We start from the raw sequence: 19856 nt of genomic DNA, 5'->3' as shown, positions 1-19856 counted from the left end.
CCATTCGTGTGTCGCCGGCTTAACGGCCAGAATTAATCTAGAGAGACATTCTCAAAGTGATGCTTACCAAGCGGATCCACAACATAGCCCTTCACTTCTTTACGCACTGGCTCGTAAACGGTGGAGTGGGCGACAATCAGTGCCGGAGCCTGATCGTGCATCACTACCTGAGCCTGTTTGTACAGTTCGATGCGTTTGTCGTGGTTCGATTCAGCGCGTGCCGGTTGGATCAGATCTTCAAACGGCTTGTAGCACCAACGAGAGTAGTTGGAACCATCTTTCGCCGCCGCACAGCTAAACAGCGTGGCGAAGAAGTTGTCCGGATCCCCGTTGTCGCCGGTCCAGCCCATCATCACCGTCTGATGCTCGCCCGCTTTGGCGCGCTTGAGGTACTCACCCCACTCATAGGTCACGATTTTGGCTTTCACGCCGATTTTCGCCCAGTCAGACTGGATCATTTCCGCCATGCGGCGCGCGTTCGGGTTGTACGGACGCTGTACCGGCATAGCCCACAGATCGATGGCGAAGCCGTCTGCCATGCCCGCTTCTTTCAGCAGCTCTTTGGCCTTGACCGGATCGTAGGTGTAATCCTTCACCGCGTCGTTATAGCCCCACATGGTTGGCGGGATCAGGTTTTTAGCCGCCTGGCCTGCGCCCTGGTACACCGCGTCGATGATCGCCTGCTTGTTGACCGCCAGGGTCAACGCCTGACGCACCTTCAGGTTATCCAGCGGTTTTTTCTCAACGTTGAACGACAGGTAGCCAACGTTCAGCCCCGGTTGTTCCATCAGGTTGATGGTTTTGTCCTGCTTCATGCGGGCGATGTCAGCCGGGTTCGGGAACGGCATCACCTGACATTCGTTTTTCTGCAGCTTGGCGTAACGCACTGAAGCGTCTGGCGTGATAGAGAACACTAAACGGTCGATCTTCGGCTTGGTGCCCCAGAAACCGTCGAATGCCTTATAAAGGATTTTGGAGTCTTTCTGGTATTGCAGCAGTTGGAACGGACCGGTACCGATGGGGTTCAGGTCAACTTTTTCCGGAGTACCGGCTTTCATCATCGCGTCGGCGTATTCGGCAGACAGAATGGATGCGAAGTCCATACCCAGGTCAGCCACAAACGGGGCTTCCGGACGGTTCAGCACGAAACGGACTGTGGAATCGTCCACCTTCTCGATTTTGGCGATCAGTTTCGGCATGTCCATGCCTTCAAAGTACTCATAGCTGCCGCCGGAGACTTTGTGATAGGCATTATTCGCGTCCAGCTGGCGTTCGAAGGAGAACACCACGTCGTCGGCGTTGAAGTCACGGGTCGGTTTGAAATCTTTGCTGCTCTGCCACTTCACGCCTTTACGCAGGTGGAAGGTGTAGACTTTGCCGTCTTCGCTAACGTCCCATTTTTCAGCCAGGCCCGGCTGCAGTTCGGTGGTGCCGATTTTGAATTCGACCAGACGGTTGTAAATCGGCACCGAGCTGGCGTCATAAGTGGTACCCGAGGTAAACAACTGCGGGTTGAACCCTTCCGGGGAACCTTCAGAACAGTAAACCAGAGTCTTGGCTTGCACGCTGGCCGCAACGGTCAACGCAATCAGCCCAATACCGAATTTCAGAATCCCTGTTTTTCCCAAGGAACTTGTCATCGCTAGTGCTCCATTATGTGATGTGATGTGTGTTTTACCGCCAGAGCCTGTATTTTTTATTGCGCGGCCTGTGCAGTGTGCCCGAAGGCTGGGAGGGATAATTGCGCGAGAGAGCCGGGTGGAACGCGTCCCGGTGGGGGCGTCTGAGCGCGTGGAATTCACTCAAACAACTCTCGCTCTTACCCCTGAGGCTACCAAATTGCCAACTGTTTGGGGTGTCGTCAATATAACCAGTAGGGATTTACACAGACTGTGAGAAACAGCAAACAAACATAAAAAAAACCTTTCTTTAACAGTTGCAGCATTAAAAATTATGCTACACGGTCATTTTTAGTTCGTTAGCCTGCACTGAAGAAAGTTACTGGTGTTTAACTCCGATAAAAAACTAAAAAAGTTTGTTGCTGAATGATGAATATCTGAACGGTTATTTTTGTGATCTGCGTTAAATACAGGATGAAATGCTGATCCCCTACCCGAAAGAGTGAGGCACTGAAGCCCTTTTTGATCGAGACGACTCCACAATCTATGCGCCGTTAAAAAACTTTCGTCTGTAAAAAGCCGGGGGCGAAAAGATATCCCCCGGCAACGTACTACAACCGATTTAAGGCGTACCGACGCTGTTGCCCAGGCTGCTGTTCATGTTATTCAGAATATCGCCGTTGTCGGCGTCAATTTCCCATGAGAACAACCCGCCCAGCTGCTTATCCAGCACATATTTGCCCTTCGCCTGCACCGAGCGCGCATCGTCGAAGGTGATCAGATCGCCAGTGGAAGGTTTGAAGACATAGGGTGCTTCAGCGGTAGCATCGTAGCTGTACTGCCATTCGCCGCTCATAAACTCATTGGCGATCTGGCGGTAATCCACGATGCCATTTTCCCAGGTGCCTTTCACCGGGCCAGTGGCGGTGCCGGTAAACGGAATGTTGTTCTGGTAACCGTTCACCCCGGTCCAACCGCGACCGTACATGGCGGTGCCCACCACGATTTTGCCCGGCTTCACGCCCTGCGTGAGCAGTGCATTAACGCCATTCACCGTGGTATACGCCGTATCCGGTTTCCAGGCCGGCGCTTTCAGCGCAGTCTGGTGGCCCAGATTTTTCAGATCGAATGCCCCATAGAAGTCGTAACTCATCAGGAAAATGTGATCCATCGAGTTTTGTGCGGTGTTGTAATCCACCTTATCGATTTTATCCTTGCCGGCGCTGATCGCAGAGGTCAGTTCATACTTACGGCCCGTTTCCGCCGAAAGCTGATCCAGCATGGCGCGCAGCTCTTTCATCAGCTGCACATAGGTTGCCCCATCCTGCGTACTGCCCAGTTTCGGGTTAGCACCCTGCCCGCCCGGGAATTCCCAGTCGATATCTACGCCATCAAAGAACTTCCAGGTTTGCAGGAACTCCTTCACCGAGCCAACGAAGCGATCGCGCTTCACCTTATCGCCCATAAAGAAGAACGGATCGGATAACGTCCAGCCACCGATCGACGGCAGGATTTTCAGGTCCGGGCGCGCCTGTTTCAACGCCATCAGTTGGCCGAAGTTGCCTTTGTAGGGGTCGTCCCAGGCGGTCACGCCCTTCTGACCTTTCTGCAGCGCAGCGAACGGATCGTGGATCGATACCTTAAAGTCTTCACGCCCCTGACAGGAACGCTGTAACGCCTGGAAGCTGCCTTCGATCTCTTTCAGGCTGTCGTTGATGCCGTCACCGCCACAGATAGGAATAAAGCCGTACAGCAGGTGCGTCAGGTTCTGAGCCGGAAGTTTATCGACGGTGAAATTACGGCCGTAAACGCCCCATTCAACGAAATAAGAGCCAACCACTTTGCCGGAGTCTTGTTTATAAGGCTTATTCTTTTCCAACAAAGGTTCTTTTAAAGGTGCCAAATGGCTACCGTCGGTATCTGCCACCACAATTTCGGTTGCATCGCTGGCGGTACAGCCGTCGGCGTTGCATAACGCCACCTGCATTTGATAACGGCCGCCTTTATTCACCTTAAAGTTTGCGGTTCCCGAACTACCGGTTGAGGCACCACTCCAAACTTCTTTGCCATTTAATAATACTTTTGCCGTGGTACCGGTATCGCCATTCCATAAATTCCATGAAACAGAAACGTCGGCGGCACTTTTTACTTTCACCAGATTATTATAAGCCGTCGCCGCTTGATCGACTTCGACAATGGCGAATTTGGTATTGCCCCAGGCCAACGTAGGTTTGCCCGGTGCAGCGGCCTGCGCCGCAGAGCACAGCGTGCTGCCGATCAGCAACGCCAACAGCGGTTTATTAAATTTGCGCATAACTGATTCCTTTATTCCGAGAGGATAAACATAAAATAATTAATCATGGCCACCCATTGTCGGAACAAAATAATCCCGCAATAATCCTGGCCGATTAAAGTCAATAAATAAGCATTCGTCTTTCCACGCAACGGAAATCTATCATTCCCATTTCGTGTATTCAGACTATAGATAAAATAATCATTAAAACAAGATGGCTATCAAGCGGGTTTTATTGAGCAGCGATGAATTTATTTAATAATGAATCACTGCTGCCAATAGGAATAAGGAGTGTGAATTAATTTCTGGGCAAGGATCAATATTTGTCATGTCACACAGTGTTGTCATCATTGACAACACTTAAAACATGCTGTTATTTTAAACAATATGAAGGAGATGGAAGTGCCTTCTCAACTGATCTATCAGGACAGGATCCCACTGACAAACACTGAATTTATACAATTGGTTATTTGGCATGTCGAGCCACCGGTTCACGGCAGCACTCATCACTATAAGTACCGATTTGCCTATGTGAAAGAGGGTATTTGCCGTTTGCGTTATGACAACGAGGCAGGTAAAGGCGATCACAAACATGTTGGCAACACTGAGCAGCCTATTGTTTTTACCCATCTCATCGAGCTGAAACGCAGTTTCTTCAGTGAAGTTGCTCAACTAAGAGGAGAAAGAGAATGAACAGAGTCACCATCCGTGTTGCTTCTCTTGATGAGCTTCAATGCAACATGGAAGAAGCCCTACAGGGCAATAAACAGCAACAGGGAAGCTATATCACTTTTTTAGATTGGGAGAGCCTGTGGAAAACCCTGTCGCCCAAGAAAATGCAAATCCTGCACACCATGACCGGCGGTGGTGAACTTTCTATCCGGGAAGTGGCACGCCGCGTCAAAAGGGATGTGAAAGCGGTGCATACCGATCTTCAGGCACTGCTGAGGTGCGGCATTGTTGATAAAAGCGAACAGGGGATTATTTTTCCCTATGACGAAATCCATTTTGACTTCGTGGTCGGAAAAGCAGCCTGAAGGGCAAATAACAGGCGAAAAAAAACCTGCTTATAAAGCAGGTTTTTCGAATGTGGTCGGCGAGAGAGGATTACGCGCATCTTTGATGCTTGCCCTGCGGGCCGTTGCTAAAGCAACGTGGTCTCGCTGCGCTCGGCTCAAACCTCCTTCGGAGGTTCTCATCCTATATATAACAGGCGAAAAAAAACCTGCTTATAAAGCAGGTTTTCGAATGTGGTCGGCGAGAGAGGATTCGAACCTCCGACCCACTGGTCCCAAACCAGTTGCGCTACCAAGCTGCGCTACTCGCCGATGCGGGGCGCATCTTACTGCTGGGGATAATACGCGTCAATCACTTTTTCAACCCAGCCCGCCAAGTGGCGATAAAAGCGTCATAAAGCGCGGTACAATGCCCTGTACCGCGCTTTTGCATCATGCCTTGGCGGTTTTCAGCGCCGGTGATTGCGCACGCAAGAACGGCAGCAGGAACAGCGCGGACAGGCAGGCGGCGATAGAGATCACCACGAAGAAACCGTTCCAGTGCCAGATTTCCATGATGCGGGCAATCGGGTAGCCGGACAGTGCCGCCCCGAGATAGGCAAACAGACCGACGAAACCGGTCGCCGCTCCGGCGGCATCCTTGTGCGAACATTCCGCCGCCGCCATGCCGATCAGCATCTGCGGGCCAAAGATAAAGAAGCCGATAGCAAAGAAGCAGGCAGCCTGCAGCAGGAAGGTCACGCCAGGCATGAGCCACAGCGCCGCCACCGACAGGAAGATACCGATGGCGAAGATCAGGTTCATTGGCCCACGGTTACCGCGGAACAGCTTGTCGGAGCCCCAACCAGCCACCAGCGAGCCGATAAAGCCACCCACTTCGAACAGAGAAATCGCCGAGTTGGCGGTCATCAGCGAATAGCCTTTTTCCTGCGTCAGGTACAGGTTGCCCCAGTCGTTGATCGCCGTACGTACGATGTATACCAGCACGTAAGACACTGCCAGCAGCCAGATGTACTTGTTGGTCAGCACGTAACGCTTGATGATTTCCCGATTGGTCAGGCCCTGGCCTTCCGATTCCTGCACCAGTTCCATGGCGTCGTTGCGCCATTTACCGACGCTAGGCAACCCCATGGATGACGGCTTGTCACGCAGACGCCAACACATCAGCAGGCCCAATAACACACCGATAATGCCCGGAATGATCATGCCGTAGCGCCAGCTGAAGTGCAGCGAGATAAAGCCGACCAGCAGCGGGATCAGCGCACCACCGAAGTTGTGCGAAGTGTTCCAGATAGCCCACCAACTGCCGCGTTCGGAGCGGGAATACCAACTGGTGAGGATTTTTGAACAAGGTGGCCAGCCCCAGCCCTGGAAGAAGGCGTTGAGGATCCACAGCGTACCCAGCATCAACAACGAAGAGCTAAGCCCGAAGAAGATATTGAGCACGCCGGTCATGATCAGACCCAGGCCCATAAAATAGCGCGGATTGGAACGATCGCTGATCATGCCTGAGATAAATTTCGAGCAGCCGTAGGTGATGTAGAACAGCGTCCCCAGGATGCCGACATCGGACATCGTCAGGCCAAGATCGCTCAGCATAGCCGGCATGATGAAGTTGAAGCTTTTGCGCGTAAAGTAAAACGCGGCATAGCCGATGTACATCGTCCACATCAGCTGGATACGCCAGTATTTATAGCTGGCATCGATCTGTTTTTGATCGGTAACCGGCGGCACATCCTGGCGGCTTTTAAGGAAAGACCACATGTGAAACCTCAGAGAATAGGAAAAGTGCCGCTATCATGCTGCGCGCGCGCGCGAATGGCTTACGCCGGATTCCCGACGCAGTTAGGAGTATTTCCTAGTTTTACGCTTCTGCCGTTGAAACTGTGGGTAAGATCACATTCAAACAGGTGCCATGCTCCGACGTCAGCCGCAGTTGGCCCCCCAGTGCGCTAATGCGCTCTTGCATGCCGCGCAGGCCGTAACCCGGCTCATGGTCAGCCAAATCGATGCCGATGCCGTTATCGCGAATGGTCAGCAGGATTTGCGGTGGTCGCCCTTTACGGTGACGAAGACGCGCGTCCAGCTCAATGCGGCTGGCAGCAGCGTGGCGGCAGACGTTGGTCACCCCTTCCTGACAGACCCGGTACAGGGTAATTTTCAGCGTTTCATCCAGCAGTTCATCCGGCACCTGCCACTGCATCGTGCTCACCAGCGACGTATCCTGCGGTAGCGACTCACGCAACATCGCCGCCACCGCCGCCGACAGCGGCAGGTTATTCAGGGCGGCGGGCCACAGCTGAGTCAGCACGTCGTGAACGCCGTCATACACCCGCAGCGCCAGCGTATCTATCGCTTCTGCACAGCCGATCACCGGCGGCTGTGGTGCCAGACGCTTGATAATACTGGCCTGGGTACGGATAACGGTGATGGTCTGGCCGACTTCGTCGTGCAGCTCACGCGCGACCTCCCGCCGGGTTTGCTCTTCGGCCGTCACCAGCGCGCGCGCCAGCTGGCGGTTTTCCGTCAATCGCAGCCGTAGCTGCTGGTTCAACTCACGCTGGCGTTGAATGCCGGCCCCAAGCAGCAGCCCGGTCAGGCTCTGGGCCAGCAGCGACAGCAGCAGGTCGCGATGCGACTCGGGCTGCGGTGGCTCGTTGGCGACCAATACCACGCCGTTGAGCAGCGTCGCCAACAGCGCCCCCTGCCAACCGTAACGGTACGACATGAAGACGATCGGGATGGCCAGACAAAACGGCGCAAAGCGGCGCAACTCGGCGGCATTCACCTGCTGTTGCAGCCAGATACTGAGCGCAAACAGCAGCAGATAGGTAGCCAGATGCCGTAACCGCAGCGTCACCGGTTTATGGATCAGGCCCGGTTCGAGCGGTACCCAGATTTGCCGCGCCAGATAGTGCCATAGCAGCAGGCAGGTCGGGGCGATGGTGAAGCCACCCGCCAGCCCAAGCAACAGCGCCCGTGCGCCCTCGCCGTTCACCACCTGCCACACCAGCGCCTGCAGCAGTGCGGCGACCGCCACCACCGCGCCCTGCATCAGCGGCCATTGCCATTCGCTGTCGTTTTGTTGATGGCGCAGCAGCCACGGGGACGCGACCAGGCTAAGCAACACCGTCAACACCAGCACCACCACCGAAGCCCACAGCGCCGGCCCGTAACCGAACTGATCCGCCAGCAATACCATCAGCAGCAGATCGGCCAGCAAGATCCCCGGCCAGAAGCGATAAGGGCTTTGCAGCAGAATGCCCAGGCGCAGGCCAAACGGGAACAGCAGCAGCGCCTGCCAGGGCGGGTCGATCAGCGCGGTGCCGATGCCCCACAGGCAAAACGCACTGGTGGCATAAATGAAAAACAGCGCCAGTTGGGTGATCAGGCGTTGCATCACAGATTCAGCATCCGCTTCGCCAGTTCGACGTTATTGTTAATGCCCAGCTTGGCGAACAGATTGGCGCGATGCACGTGGACCGTTTTCGGCGATAGCCCCAGGGCGACGGCAATCTCCCGTACCTCCAGCCCCTGGGCGAGTAACAGCGCGATTTCGCGTTCGCGACGCGTGAGGGGATCCACCTTCACCCGTGCCAGCTGTTGGGCGATTTCAGGCATCAGGTACACGCCGCCGCTGGCGACGGTGCGCACCGCGGTGATCAAATCTTCCGGCTTGCAGCGTTTGGACAAGAAGCCACAGGCGCCACGCTCCAGCGCCATTTCCACCAGCGCCGGGTTGTCATGCATCGACAACATCACCACCCGAATGCCCGAGGGAATGTCCGCCAGCAAATCCAACCCGCTGCCATCCGGCATCGAAATATCGCAGATGCAGATTTCCGCCTCCAGACCTGGTAACCCAGCGCGCGCCTGAGCAGCACTGCTGAACTCCCCCACCACCTGAATATCCGCCTCAAGCGACAGCAGTTGCACAAAGCCCGATCGCACAATGTCATGATCGTCAATAAACGCCACGCGCAAGGTCATGGAAATCTCCGGTTCGAGGGGGAAAGTGCCCAAGTATACCCTATAGCTTTCAAGTTGCAGCTAGGTGCCCAGCTCGTTCATCTCCAGGTACTGTAGGGGCGCCGCATGCTGCGCCCACATTAATCGGGGCGAATCTATTCGCCCCTACAGTAACTGGGGTGAACGACAAATCTGTCGGGAACAGATTTGAACGCTGCTTGCAGCAGCCCCGAAGGGGCAAGACCCACGGACGGGTCTTGTAAGCAGGTAACAACGCTGCAAGTTGAAAGATGACGGGTATATACCGCAAGCCTGAGCCGGATTAATTGATGAAGGGAAGGTATTAACGGATTTTACCGGGCGCAGTGCGCCCGGTATTGCAGAGGTTACAACTGTGCCGCCGGCAATTTTTCCTGCGGAATACTACACCAGTTGTTTTTCGCCACGATGCCGCCGTTCGGCGAGGTATATCCGAGGCAGCCGAGAATGGTATCGAACAGCTCTACATGACGGTGGGTTTTACCCACGCGCTGTTGGGCCTGAAGTTGTTCAAACGCCCCGCGATGCTGAGGATCTTCCAGGAATTTATCGGATGCCCATACCATCATCGGTACGCGGAACTGCTCCGGCGGTGCCATTTCACGCGGCGTACCGTGCAGGTGCGAATTCTCGCCGATAGATTCGCCGTGATCGGACGAATAGAACACAATTGCCTTCTTCTCACGCACCTGATCAATCACGTTGGCGATAAAGCTGTCGGTATACAACACAGAGTTATCGAAGGCGTTAACCAGCTGCTCTTTAGAACAGAAATTGTCGACGCCGGTACACTCCGGTTGATAGCGCGCGTAGCTGCGCGGATAACGCTGTGAATAGAGGTAATGCGAACCTTTGGTGTGCAGGATCACCATGTGCTTGCCCTGCGGATAGCGGGCCAGCGACTCTTTCATTTCGTCCACCAACAGCATGTCGTCAACCGATTTACCGTCATTGCGTTTCTCGGAGGCGATCATTTCGCGGAACGAATAGTTGTTCACTTCGGTATTGTTATAGAACCAGACCTCGCTCTGCATGGCGAACAGCTCCGAGGTGAAGCCCAGATCCTTCAGCACTGCAAACACGTTCTGCTCTTTCAACGTACGCTGTGGGTTGTCCGAGGTACCGCCTTCGCGCACGAACATGCAGCGCAGAGAAAGTTTGGTCGAGGTATCGCAGGATTCACCGCGGAACGCCACCAGGTTTTTCTCTTTGGACAGGCGTGGCGTGGTGTCACGGTCGTAACCCAGTATCCCCATGTGATCCCAGCGCGTGGTTTCACCGATAATAAACACCACGTAGGTATCATCGATATCGGCCGGCGGCACATAGGTAAAGTTCTTGGCCGGGTCGAACAAATTGGCCTGATCCTGGCTTTCGTCATACCGGGTATAAGCAAACAGCCCCAGCGCAGACAGCCAGTTGGATGGCAAATAGGAGTGCGCCACTACGCCACCGTAGCTCGGCAAATCCACATTGGTGATTTTTTCCTGCGCGCTCTGTTCGCTGTCCAACATACGCAGCGGCAACCACACCAGCGCCACCACCGCCACCAACACCACCAGCGGTTTCACCCGGTGCCCTGGGGTTTTCAGCTGTTCGATCAGCGTGTAGCGCAGGTTGTTTTTCCAAATGCACAACAGCGGCAAGGCGCTGAGCACCAGCATCCACAATACAAAGTGCAAGCCGACCACTTCTTTTGACAGGTCGATATCCGTGGTCATGACCGAAACCACAATGCCGTAGCCAATCACCACGTTGAAGAACGTCATGTAATAGCTGGCGGCAACGGAAATCAGCACCAGTAGTGAAGCAACGATACGGTAAAACAGCCGGCCACCAAGCGAGACCAGCCGCATGATAAAGAAGGTAAACAGCACGATAGCGATAACCTCGGTTACCGCAGAAATAACCTTAATCCCCTGGATGCCGTGCGAAAACGAATCAAAGCGACGATAGAAAACGGAAAGGTTTAAAAAGATGCCGATATAAATCGCTAACAATAACGATAAATTCTGCTGTGAAAGCGATTTAACTTTGTTCATGTAACGCGGTGGCTCCGGACGGTAACGGTTCTGAATCAGTCAGACATTCAATGCGGCTTCAGGTTCAGCCGATCGGCAATAAGCGCTATTTCGGGGGTAATAATCAAGAGAATTCTCAAGAAACGGATATTTTTTTTATTTTTGTGTGAAGTGTACAGGCGGGGCAGAACGAGAAAGGGAGGGATAATAACCCTCCCCTTTTTCCGTGACGTTGGCGAAAGTCTTACTTAACGTTAAGCGTTACATCAATATTGCCGCGGGTAGCATTGGAATAAGGGCAGACCACGTGGGCTTTTTTCACCAGGTCTTCCGCCACGCTGCGCTCGATACCCGGCAGGCTGATATCCAGTTGCACTTCGATACCGAAACCGTTGGGGATTTCACCGATGCCGACGGTGCCATCAATTTTGGCTTCGGCAGGAATTTTCACCTTTTCTTTCGCCGCAACAAACTTCAGCGCGCCGAGGAAACAGGCCGAGTAACCGGCAGCAAACAGCTGCTCCGGGTTAGTGACTTCACCGCCCGCACCACCCATTTCTTTCGGCACGCCCAGTTTGACATCCAACACGCCGTCGGATGAGGTCGCACGGCCATCGCGGCCACCGGTTGCTGTGGCATGAGCGCGGTAAACAACTTTTTCAATCGACATAAATCATTCCTTCTTTTGGTTGGAGGCATCATATCGGATCCAGTTGGCTGAACCCGATCACAGGTCTATATTTCACGATTAAATCGCGCACTACTTAAATTACCCACTTATTTCAGTGTAGCGCAGGATCGCCGATCCTGCGTCTGGCAGCCGTTCTTCAAATCTGATCTATCAGCTTGCCGCGCAGCTTTTCGAGCTGCTGCTTGATATTAACGATTTCATCGAGGCTGCAATCGGTAGCGCACATCACGGCTTCCGGCACCGCCTGCGCTTTTTCACGCAGCGCGCGCCCGGCGTCGGTTAACGCGATAATCACCTGTCGCTCGTCGGTCGTGGCGCGGTAACGCAACAACAGCCCTGCCGTCTCGAGCCGCTTCAACAGCGGCGTCAGCGTGGCGGAATCAAGAAACAGCCGCTCGCCGATGTCCGAAACCGTGATTTCGTCACGCTCCCATAGCACCAGCATCACCAAATATTGCGGATAGGTGAGATCAAGCTGGCTCAGCAGTTTGCGATACACCTTGTGCAACGCCAGATTGGCGGAGTACAGGGCAAAACACATCTGCTGATCGAGCAGCAGCAGGTTTTTCGCTACGGGGTGTTCGGGGTTTTTACTTTTCATGTTTTGAATATAGATAGCGCACGATGTAATCGCAAGCTATTTTTTAATCGGTATGCTACCTTTTTTAATGCAGGGGATGCCACAGCAGGGTGCTGTGCCGGAGGAAAAGGATATGACAACCACACTGGTAGAACGCGCACGCCGCTACGCCACCAAGGCGCATGCGGCTATCGATCAGCGCCGCAAATACACCAATGACCCCTACATCGTTCATCCGCAGGCGGTAATGGAAATCGTCAGCAGCGTGCCGCACAGCGAGGAAATGCTGGCTGCCGCCTGGCTGCACGACACGGTGGAAGACACGCCCACCACCCTCGGCGATATCGAGAGCCATTTTGGGCCAAAGGTGGCAGAACTGGTGGCAATGCTGACCAACGTCAGCGGCACCGGCGGCGGTAACCGCTTCGAACGTAAAAACCGCGATCGACGGCACAGCGCCAACGCTTCACCCCAGGCCAAAACCATCAAACTGGCCGATCTGATCGACAACACCCGTTCACTGCTGGAATTCGACAGCCATTTTGCGCGCACTTATTTGATAGAAAAACAGCGTCTGCTGGAAGTGCTGACCGAAGGCGACCCGACGCTGTGGCGCCAGGCCAACCATATCGTCGAGCAGGGTCTGGAAAAGCTGCTGTTGCCGCCGCATAACGTCCCGGCAAGCTGGTTCGAACATGCACGCCAGCGTTACCGGGAAAGCGATGCGGCGTAATCCTCAGAAGGTCACTACGGTTTTCAACGCCGTCACCCAGGCATCCTGCGTTTCACTTACGCCCCCCGGATGATGCCAGTATTGTAGGCCCGGCTGCAGCTGCAGCCAGGGGGTGACGTTGAAGCGATAGTAGAGTTCTGCCGTCACGGAATGTCCTGGCACCGGGCGGAAATTGGGATCGTTATACGCGGTGGCGTTGTTGAGTTGATTCAGGTAACGCTGATTATCCCGGTAATGGTCGCTCAACTTGACCATTGAAACGCCCAGGCCCAGCCAATCGTCCGGCCGCGCGTCAAACAATCCGCGATAGCGAATACCGGTAGAGGTGGAGTAATGCATATAGTTGGAACGCGGATCGGCCAATCCCAGGCTGTAGAACAGGCTCAGACCCCGATTGGCATCATCCGGATGACGCGTTAGCTGTTGGTTAAAACCACTGTACAGGAACCAGGTGCGGTCATGGCTGCGATAGCCGTTTGGATCGCTCGCTCCCGGGCCGCCGGAGACCCCCTCATACAAATCTTGTTGCCGGGCATTGGTGAACAACACTCCCAGGTTATAAACCCCCGGCAACTGATTGACCGCATGGGTTTTCAGTTCCAGCTCCATCGGCAGCAACAGGCCTTTACTGCCTTTGGTCGACCAGCTCCAGGCGTGGCTGCGGCTTGGGGCGCTTGGGTTCTGCTCCATCAGGCCGGTTTTGAAGGTCAATCCGTCGGTCAGTTTGTATTGCAGCGTGGTACCCCAGTAGTGGACGTTCCAGTTATACCAGGTCAATGAGTTGGCGGACTTGCCGCCGCACAGCGTCAGCGTCTGGAAGTCACAGGGAATGATCTGATCGAAATCCTGCACCTTGTTCATCATGCCGATACGCCATTGCAGCCGACGCTCCAGAAAACTGCGGCTAAAGGTCAGCCAGCCCAGCCGGGTGATCGACTGGCCGCCGTAACTTTCCTGGGACAAATCGGTCGGATTAACGCGCGGATCCTGCAGGCGGTCGCGCGTCAGGTTGTTATCATGGTTGCGGTTAACGATATTGCCTTCAAGCGCCGCATCCGGAATTCCGGTCAGCGCCTGCAGGTCCTGGCTGAAGGTCAGCGAGAACTGATCGATATAGGACGCCTGCCTGTCGTGGTTATATCCACCGCCGGCGTTATAGGAAAGCTGGCTGAGATAACCCAGATTATAGTGAAAGCCATGATCTTCCAGGATCGGTCTGATCCCCAGCATGTCGCCCAACAACCCAGGTTGTGGCGGTTCGAACCCGAGCGCGACGCCTTGCCACTGGGCCGTTGGCGCCTCCACGTCTTTGGCGGTTTGCAAAGTTTCCGCCTGTGCGCCAACGCTGACCCACAGTAATCCTGCGCAGGTTATTGAGTGAGGTAATGGGTATTTCATTATTATATTTCTCCGCATATTACGCTGACTGCGGGCAACAGCATTCCCTGGGCGAGAATTCCCCAAACATTGGCAGCAGTAGATAAAGGTCATGACCCGGTGATTGCCACCGGGTTAATGGGTAAAACCTAGGCTTTTTCTTTCAGTGAGTTACCGTTGCTTTGAATCACGTCGCGATACCAGTAAAAACTCTTTTTGCGATGGCGCTCCAGGCTACCGTTACCGGCATCGTCGCGGTCGACATAAATAAAGCCGTAGCGCTTGGACATTTCGGCTTTAGAAGCGCTGACCAGATCGATTGGCCCCCAACTGGTGTAGCCCATCACTTCCACGCCGTCGTCGATCGCTTCCGCCACCTGCACCAGATGATCGTTGAGATAATCGATGCGGTAGTCGTCGTTGATACTGCCGTCGGCTTCGATACGGTCCTTGGCCCCCAACCCGTTCTCGACGATAAACAACGGCTTCTGATAGCGATCGTACAAGACGTTCAGCAAATAACGCAGGCCAACGGGGTCGATCTGCCAGCCCCACTCCGAACTGGCCAAATGCGGGTTAGGCACCATATTGAGAATGTTGGCGCGGGCGGCGTTGTTCTGCTGTTCGTCGGTGGTGACGCAGCCGCTCATGTAATAGCTGAAGGAGATAAAATCGATGGTCTCGCGCAGCGCCAGCCGGTCTTCGGCGGTGATCTCAATCTGAATGCCGTTTTCGCGGAAGTAGCGCTGCATATAGGCCGGATAGTCACCGCGGGCCTGCACGTCACCAAAGAACAGCCAGTCGCGATTCTGGCGCTGAGTCTCCAGCACGTCCTCCGGTCGGCAGCTCAGCGGGTAAACAATACCGCCCAGCAGCATATTGCCGATTTTGCCGTCCGGCACGATTTCGTGGCAGGCTTTGACCGCCCTGGCGCTGGCCACCAGTTGATGATGAATGGCCTGGTAAATCTCGCTCTTGCTGCTGTCCTCTGCCAGGCCAACGCCGGTAAAGGGCGCATGCAGCGACATATTGATCTCGTTAAAGGTCAGCCAGTGCTTCACCTTGTGCTTATAGCGCTCGAACACCGTGCGTGCGTAGCGTTCAAAAAAGCCGATGGTCTTGCGGCTGCCCCAGCCGCCGTAGCGTTTCACCAGCCCATACGGCATCTCGTAGTGCGACAGCGTGATCAGCGGTTGAATGCCGTACTTCGCCATTTCGTCGAACAACCGGTCATAGAACGCCAACCCCGCCTCGTTCGGGGTGTCCTCATCGCCCTGCGGGAAAATCCGCGTCCAGGCGATGGAGGTTCGCAGGCACTTGAAGCCCATTTCAGCGAACAACGCGATGTCCTGCGGGTAACGATGATAAAAATCGATCGCCACGTCCTTGATGCCGCTGTCGCCGTCAACCCGTGGGACAATCGCGCCGAAAATGCCCTGCGGCTGCAAATCAGAGGTCGATAGGCCTTTGCCGTCGGTCTGATAAGCTCCTTCCACCTGATTGGCCGCTACCGCACCGCCCCACAGAAAATGGTCTGGAAATTTGCTGCTCATGGTTTTCTCCTCGGTTAACGTAATAAAGTCAGCAGCGGCGCCTGCTCCCGCACCCTGCTCTCGCCACTGGCCAACACCTCGACGTAGTCATCGCTGTTGCTGATGATGATCGGCGTAGTGGTGTCAAAACCGGCGGCGCGGATCGCTGCCTGGTCAAACTCAATCAGCAGATCGCCTGGCTTAACCCGATCCCCCTCTCGCACATAGGCGCTGAAATGCAGCCCGTCGAGCTTGACGGTATCTATACCGACGTGAATCAAGATCTCCGCACCGTCGTCCGATTCAATGCCGATGGCATGCCGGGTTTTAAACAATGAGGCCACGTGCCCGGCGACCGGTGACACCACCCGGCCCTGCAATGGGACAATCGCTACCCCCTTGCCCAATAAACCGCTGGCGAAAGTCGCGTCGTTCACCTGCTCCAGCGGCAATACGTCACCGGCAATCGGGCTGACGACGGACTGTTTGCGGTTAAGCGGGGCTGCAGGCGCCTGCTCGGCGACCGCTTCAACGGGGACCACGCCGAACAGATAGCTGGCCACCGCCGCAAAGCAGAACGACAGCAAGGTACCGGCAATCGCACCCCACACCGTGGCGTCAAAGCCACCGGCGGGAATAATCTGCGCAAAGGTGAAAACGTTCACCAGACCAAAGGAATAGGTGGCAGTGTGGAAATAACCGATCACCGCTCCGCCCAGCGCCCCCCCGATACAGCCGAAAATAAACGGCCGCTTGTTCGGCAGGGTCACGCCATAAACGGCGGGCTCGGTGATACCAAAAATCCCTGCGCCGATAGCAGAACCTGCCAGCGCCCGAAGTTTGGCGTCACGGGTACGTAACATCACGCCCAGCGTAGCCCCCACCTGCCCCATCACGGCCGGCAGCAGCAGCGGCACCATGGTGTCGCGACCAAACACGCTCAGGTTATTGATCATCAAGGGAACCAGTCCCCAGTGCAGGCCAAAGATCACGCACACTTGCCACATCGCGCCCATAAACGCCCCGGCAATAATCGGGTTAAAGGCGTAAATACTCTGATAGCCATTGGCCAGCAGATGGCTGAGCCAGGTGGCCGCCGGGCCGATCAGCAGGAAAGTCAGCGGGACGGTGATCACCAGGCACAACAGCGGCGTAATAAAGTTGCGGACCGCGCTGTTGATCACCCGGTTAAACAGCGGCTCCAGGCGGCACGAAATCCAGGCGGCAAATATGATCGGAATGACCGACGAGCTGTAGTTGATAAAGGTCAGTGGGATACCGAAGAAATACTCCCGCACCGCATCGGGCTGCTGGGCGGCTTCAAACGCCGCCATCATCAGGGGGTGGGTCAAAGCACCGCCGATCGCCATGCTGATGAAGGGGTTACCGCCAAATTTTTTCCCAGCGGTGTAACCGAGCATGATGGGCAAAAAGTAAAACAGCGCATCACTGGCAGCAAACAGCATTTTAAAGGTGCCGCTGCTCTCCAGCAGCCAGCCGCAGGCCAGGCTCAATGCCAGGAAGCCTTTCAAGATCCCCGAAGCGGCCATCACCCCCAACAGCGGAGTAAAAATGCCGGAGACCACGTCGATAAAGCGGCTGAACAGATTGTCTTTTTTGTCACCATCTTCCGCCACCGCCTCACGCTCGCTCAGGCCGCCCACCTGATTGAGCGCGTTGTAGACGTCGGCCACATGGTTGCCTACCACCACCTGAAACTGCCCGCCGCTTTCCACCACCATGATCACACCCGGATTTTTTTTCAGGGCGGCGGCGTCGGCACGGCGGCTGTCGCGCAGCTTGAAGCGCAGGCGAGTGGCGCAGTGCACCAGGCTTTTTACGTTGTCGCGGCCACCGACGCCGGCCAAAATCTCACTGGCTAATGCTTCATATTTCATCGCGATATCCTTCAATCCTGCGTTCTGCCAAATCCCACTCAGCGGTGGCCAATCGCCGCCACAGAATTCAGCGCAAAAAAAAACCTAAACCTCATGGCCTCTGCACCCACGAAGGGAACAGAAGCACGAGGTTTAGGTTTTGCCTGCCTGAGCAGTGACAACCCTAAATCGGCTGAGTTATGACGTTACCACCCGACTTTTTGTCGAGGCAAGAGCTTGCGGCGGCAAATTACCGAACTGTGATCCGCCGTACAAAACGGCGTCAGTGAGCGAAATAGTGCATGCCGCCGTCTACCGGGATCACCGCACCGGTGATATATCGCGCGAGCGGGGAACAAAGAAACGCGGCCAGATAAGCCATGTCTTCCGGCTCGCCAAAATAGCCGATCGGGATATTCTGTTCGATAAATGCCAGGCGCGCGGCGTCGGTCGGGTGCAGTTTTTCACGCACCTGTTCGCTATTAATCCGCCCGGGCTGCAGCGTATTGACGGTAATGCCCTGCGCCGCCACCTCTCCCGCCAGCCCCTTGGCCCACAGATGCAATGCGCCTTTAGCGGCAGTGGCGGCGTTTAAACTACGCGGCTCCATCGAGCCACTGATGTTGATGATCCGGCCCCATCCCTGCGCCTGCATGCCGGGCAGCAGTGCGTGGGTGACCCGACGCGCCGGCGTGAAATTCAGGGCAAAAGCCTCTTCCCAACCCGCGTCGCCTTCGTTCAGTGCGGTTGGACGAGCCCCGCCGACGGCATTAATCACAATGTCTATCGTGCCGAAGCGTTGCTGCACCTGAGCAAGCAGGCTGTCGAGTGCTCCTGCATCGGTGATATCCGCCGCAATCACGTAAGGCCGTATGCCACCGCTTTTCGCGATCTCATCTGCCAGGGCCAGCAGGCGATCTTCACGACGGGCGGTAGCCACCACGGTAACGCCCTGCGCTGCAAATACCCTGACCATACCCGCACCGATTCCTTCACTGGCGCCGGTCACCAACGCGACGCGATCCTGCAGTTGCAAATTCATAAGATTACCTTATTGAATAATTCAATTTGGTTTCAAACATAACGGCATTGAATCACACCCCGCTCTGTGTGAATATTTCATAAATTTGCAACGATACTGTGCAGGAATTCACTGATGTTCGATTGGCAGGATTTAAAACACTTTGTGGTGCTGGCGCGTACCGGTTCATTGTCGGCAGCGGCGCGAGAAATGGGCTGTGATCACGCCACCGTGGGCCGCCGAGTCGCGGCACTGGAGAAAGCGCTCGGTCTGCGGCTGATCCTCCGCCTGCCGCGCAGCACACCGCTGACACAGGATGGCAAAATGATTGCCGGGCTGGCTGCCGAGATTGAAAACCAAAGCTATGCCATTGTCCGTCATGCGCGCAGCGCCGGCGAAACACCGCAAACCCAGGTGCGCATCAGTGCACCGCCGTCGATAGCCGCACGGGTTATCGCACCGGAGATTGCGAGATTTCATCAGGCTTTTCCGCATATTACGTTGATACTCTCCGGCGAGTCGGCCATCGCCGAACTGGACCGTGGCGATGCCGAAGTGGCGGTGCGGATGGTACGTCCGCAACAACCGGATCTGCTGGTTCAGCGCATCGGCATGATGCGCTACGCGCTGTACGCCACGCCGCAGCACGCAGCCCTGCCGGAAGCCGCACGGGCCTTTATCGCCTATGACCACCACTACCAACACCAGCCCCACCAGCAGTGGCTGCAGCAGCTGTTGCAGGGCCGCCCGGTGGTTTTTGAGGCCAGCGATCTTTTCTCGCTGCAAGAAGCCGCGCGTTCTGGGCTAGGTGCCGTGGTATTGCCGACGTTTGTCGCCGATAGCGACCCAGATCTGGTGGTTTTACCCACCCCCATCGCCGCGCCAACTCGCGAGCTGTGGCTGGTCACTTATCCCGATCTGGCGCGGTCCGTTGCCGTACGCGCAGTGATGACTTTTCTGGCGGATACCATCGAAAAAAAATGCCCATTGGCGACATAAAACATCAGCAAGGCTAATTGATGCTGGACAAAAGTCACGCAGGGGATTATTACTGATCACCGCGTAATTCACTTTAGGGACAGCTGAGA

The 19856-nt window shown here is 55.3% G+C and carries 16 protein-coding genes, 1 tRNA gene and 1 other RNA gene; 4 read left to right on the top strand and 14 right to left on the bottom strand.

What is annotated here, in order from left to right; genetic code table 11:
* Positions 1–32: 32 nt before the first annotated feature.
* Both dppA and chiA read right to left on the bottom strand, forming a co-directional pair.
* A complete protein-coding gene (dppA, locus tag AC1RKG_RS17640; protein WP_122080540.1) occupies positions 33–1640 on the bottom strand; it encodes a dipeptide ABC transporter periplasmic-binding protein DppA in 1608 nt (535 codons plus the stop codon).
* A 601-nt stretch (positions 1641–2241) separates the two neighbouring features.
* A complete protein-coding gene (gene chiA, locus AC1RKG_RS17635) occupies positions 2242–3933 on the bottom strand; it encodes a chitinase ChiA (protein WP_130016586.1) in 1692 nt (563 codons plus the stop codon).
* Positions 3934–4314: 381 nt separating this feature from the next.
* Between chiA and AC1RKG_RS17630 the strand changes: the two genes are divergently transcribed.
* Positions 4315–4605: a toxin-antitoxin system TumE family protein gene (locus AC1RKG_RS17630; RefSeq protein ID WP_046375102.1), complete on the top strand. Its 291-nt coding sequence runs from the start codon at positions 4315–4317 to the stop codon at positions 4603–4605.
* Complete coding sequence (locus tag AC1RKG_RS17625) at positions 4602–4949, top strand: HVO_A0114 family putative DNA-binding protein (protein ID WP_046374767.1); 348 nt, start codon at positions 4602–4604, stop codon at positions 4947–4949. The genes AC1RKG_RS17630 and AC1RKG_RS17625 overlap by 4 nt, the downstream gene beginning before the upstream one ends.
* A 53-nt stretch (positions 4950–5002) precedes the next feature.
* Here the strand turns inward: AC1RKG_RS17625 and AC1RKG_RS17620 are convergent.
* The 8 genes from AC1RKG_RS17620 to AC1RKG_RS17585 all read right to left on the bottom strand — a co-directional run bounded on the left by AC1RKG_RS17620 (position 5003) and on the right by AC1RKG_RS17585 (position 12249).
* Positions 5003–5132, bottom strand: a non-coding RNA gene (locus AC1RKG_RS17620) — RtT sRNA.
* A 31-nt stretch (positions 5133–5163) separates the two neighbouring features.
* Positions 5164–5240: transfer RNA gene (locus AC1RKG_RS17615), tRNA-Pro, on the bottom strand.
* Positions 5241–5360: 120 nt separating this feature from the next.
* Complete coding sequence (locus tag AC1RKG_RS17610) at positions 5361–6692, bottom strand: MFS transporter (RefSeq protein WP_020824723.1); 1332 nt, start codon at positions 6690–6692, stop codon at positions 5361–5363.
* 100 nt (positions 6693–6792) lie between these two features.
* Positions 6793–8328 (bottom strand): signal transduction histidine-protein kinase/phosphatase UhpB, encoded by a 1536-nt coding sequence (uhpB, locus tag AC1RKG_RS17605; protein WP_046374768.1) that lies wholly within the window; start codon positions 8326–8328, stop codon positions 6793–6795.
* A complete protein-coding gene (gene uhpA, locus AC1RKG_RS17600) occupies positions 8328–8918 on the bottom strand; it encodes a response regulator transcription factor UhpA (RefSeq protein ID WP_046374769.1) in 591 nt (196 codons plus the stop codon). The genes uhpB and uhpA overlap by 1 nt, the downstream gene beginning before the upstream one ends.
* A gap of 365 nt (positions 8919–9283) precedes the next feature.
* Entirely contained in the window at positions 9284–10978 is a 1695-nt protein-coding gene (eptB, locus tag AC1RKG_RS17595; protein ID WP_493183535.1) for a kdo(2)-lipid A phosphoethanolamine 7''-transferase, read from the bottom strand.
* A gap of 223 nt (positions 10979–11201) precedes the next feature.
* The gene (locus AC1RKG_RS17590) at positions 11202–11627 is read right to left on the bottom strand and encodes an organic hydroperoxide resistance protein (RefSeq protein WP_004934114.1); all 426 of its coding nucleotides are present in this window, start codon (positions 11625–11627) and stop codon (positions 11202–11204) included.
* Positions 11628–11784: 157 nt separating this feature from the next.
* Positions 11785–12249: a MarR family winged helix-turn-helix transcriptional regulator gene (locus AC1RKG_RS17585; protein ID WP_020824719.1), complete on the bottom strand. Its 465-nt coding sequence runs from the start codon at positions 12247–12249 to the stop codon at positions 11785–11787.
* 112 nt (positions 12250–12361) lie between these two features.
* On the opposite strand from AC1RKG_RS17585, the gene AC1RKG_RS17580 reads away from it, so the two are divergent.
* A complete protein-coding gene (locus AC1RKG_RS17580) occupies positions 12362–12961 on the top strand; it encodes an HD domain-containing protein (RefSeq protein WP_041415142.1) in 600 nt (199 codons plus the stop codon).
* A gap of 3 nt (positions 12962–12964) precedes the next feature.
* Here the strand turns inward: AC1RKG_RS17580 and AC1RKG_RS17575 are convergent, their stop codons facing one another.
* The 4 genes from AC1RKG_RS17575 to AC1RKG_RS17560 all read right to left on the bottom strand — a co-directional run bounded on the left by AC1RKG_RS17575 (position 12965) and on the right by AC1RKG_RS17560 (position 18789).
* On the bottom strand, positions 12965–14359 hold the full coding sequence (locus AC1RKG_RS17575; protein WP_198639905.1) for a carbohydrate porin: 1395 nt from the start codon (positions 14357–14359) through the stop codon (positions 12965–12967).
* 128 nt (positions 14360–14487) lie between these two features.
* Positions 14488–15891 carry a glycoside hydrolase family 1 protein gene (locus AC1RKG_RS17570; RefSeq protein WP_115057938.1) on the bottom strand — a complete coding sequence of 468 codons (1404 nt, stop codon included), beginning with the start codon at positions 15889–15891 and terminating at the stop codon, positions 14488–14490.
* Positions 15892–15905: 14 nt separating this feature from the next.
* Positions 15906–17768, bottom strand: coding sequence for a PTS beta-glucoside transporter subunit IIABC (bglF, locus tag AC1RKG_RS17565; RefSeq protein WP_493183534.1), 1863 nt, complete (start codon positions 17766–17768; stop codon positions 15906–15908).
* 262 nt (positions 17769–18030) lie between these two features.
* Positions 18031–18789 carry an SDR family NAD(P)-dependent oxidoreductase gene (locus tag AC1RKG_RS17560; RefSeq protein ID WP_046374774.1) on the bottom strand — a complete coding sequence of 253 codons (759 nt, stop codon included), beginning with the start codon at positions 18787–18789 and terminating at the stop codon, positions 18031–18033.
* Between the two features lie 114 nt (positions 18790–18903).
* Between AC1RKG_RS17560 and AC1RKG_RS17555 the strand changes: the two genes are divergently transcribed.
* Entirely contained in the window at positions 18904–19767 is an 864-nt protein-coding gene (locus AC1RKG_RS17555; RefSeq protein ID WP_493183533.1) for a LysR family transcriptional regulator, read from the top strand.
* Positions 19768–19856: the final 89 nt, after the last annotated feature.

This window comes from Serratia sp. GW822-FHT06D09, from assembly GCF_058799515.1.
Note: the sequence above shows the minus strand (reverse complement) of the source record. Positions and strands in the feature narration are given on the sequence as shown.

Excerpts from the sequence above, each read along its gene's own strand:
- dppA (WP_122080540.1), bottom strand. The coding sequence starts at position 1,640 with ATGACAAGTTCCTTGGGAAAAACAGGGATTCTGAAATTCGGTATTGGG.
- chiA (WP_130016586.1), bottom strand. The coding sequence starts at position 3,933 with ATGCGCAAATTTAATAAACCGCTGTTGGCGTTGCTGATCGGCAGCACG.
- AC1RKG_RS17625 (WP_046374767.1), top strand. The coding sequence starts at position 4,602 with ATGAACAGAGTCACCATCCGTGTTGCTTCTCTTGATGAGCTTCAATGC.
- AC1RKG_RS17610 (WP_020824723.1), bottom strand. The coding sequence starts at position 6,692 with ATGTGGTCTTTCCTTAAAAGCCGCCAGGATGTGCCGCCGGTTACCGAT.
- uhpB (WP_046374768.1), bottom strand. The coding sequence starts at position 8,328 with ATGCAACGCCTGATCACCCAACTGGCGCTGTTTTTCATTTATGCCACC.
- uhpA (WP_046374769.1), bottom strand. The coding sequence starts at position 8,918 with ATGACCTTGCGCGTGGCGTTTATTGACGATCATGACATTGTGCGATCG.
- eptB (WP_493183535.1), bottom strand. The coding sequence starts at position 10,978 with ATGAACAAAGTTAAATCGCTTTCACAGCAGAATTTATCGTTATTGTTA.
- AC1RKG_RS17590 (WP_004934114.1), bottom strand. The coding sequence starts at position 11,627 with ATGTCGATTGAAAAAGTTGTTTACCGCGCTCATGCCACAGCAACCGGT.
- AC1RKG_RS17585 (WP_020824719.1), bottom strand. The coding sequence starts at position 12,249 with ATGAAAAGTAAAAACCCCGAACACCCCGTAGCGAAAAACCTGCTGCTG.
- AC1RKG_RS17580 (WP_041415142.1), top strand. The coding sequence starts at position 12,362 with ATGACAACCACACTGGTAGAACGCGCACGCCGCTACGCCACCAAGGCG.
- AC1RKG_RS17575 (WP_198639905.1), bottom strand. The coding sequence starts at position 14,359 with ATGAAATACCCATTACCTCACTCAATAACCTGCGCAGGATTACTGTGG.
- AC1RKG_RS17570 (WP_115057938.1), bottom strand. The coding sequence starts at position 15,891 with ATGAGCAGCAAATTTCCAGACCATTTTCTGTGGGGCGGTGCGGTAGCG.
- bglF (WP_493183534.1), bottom strand. The coding sequence starts at position 17,768 with ATGAAATATGAAGCATTAGCCAGTGAGATTTTGGCCGGCGTCGGTGGC.
- AC1RKG_RS17560 (WP_046374774.1), bottom strand. The coding sequence starts at position 18,789 with ATGAATTTGCAACTGCAGGATCGCGTCGCGTTGGTGACCGGCGCCAGT.
- AC1RKG_RS17555 (WP_493183533.1), top strand. The coding sequence starts at position 18,904 with ATGTTCGATTGGCAGGATTTAAAACACTTTGTGGTGCTGGCGCGTACC.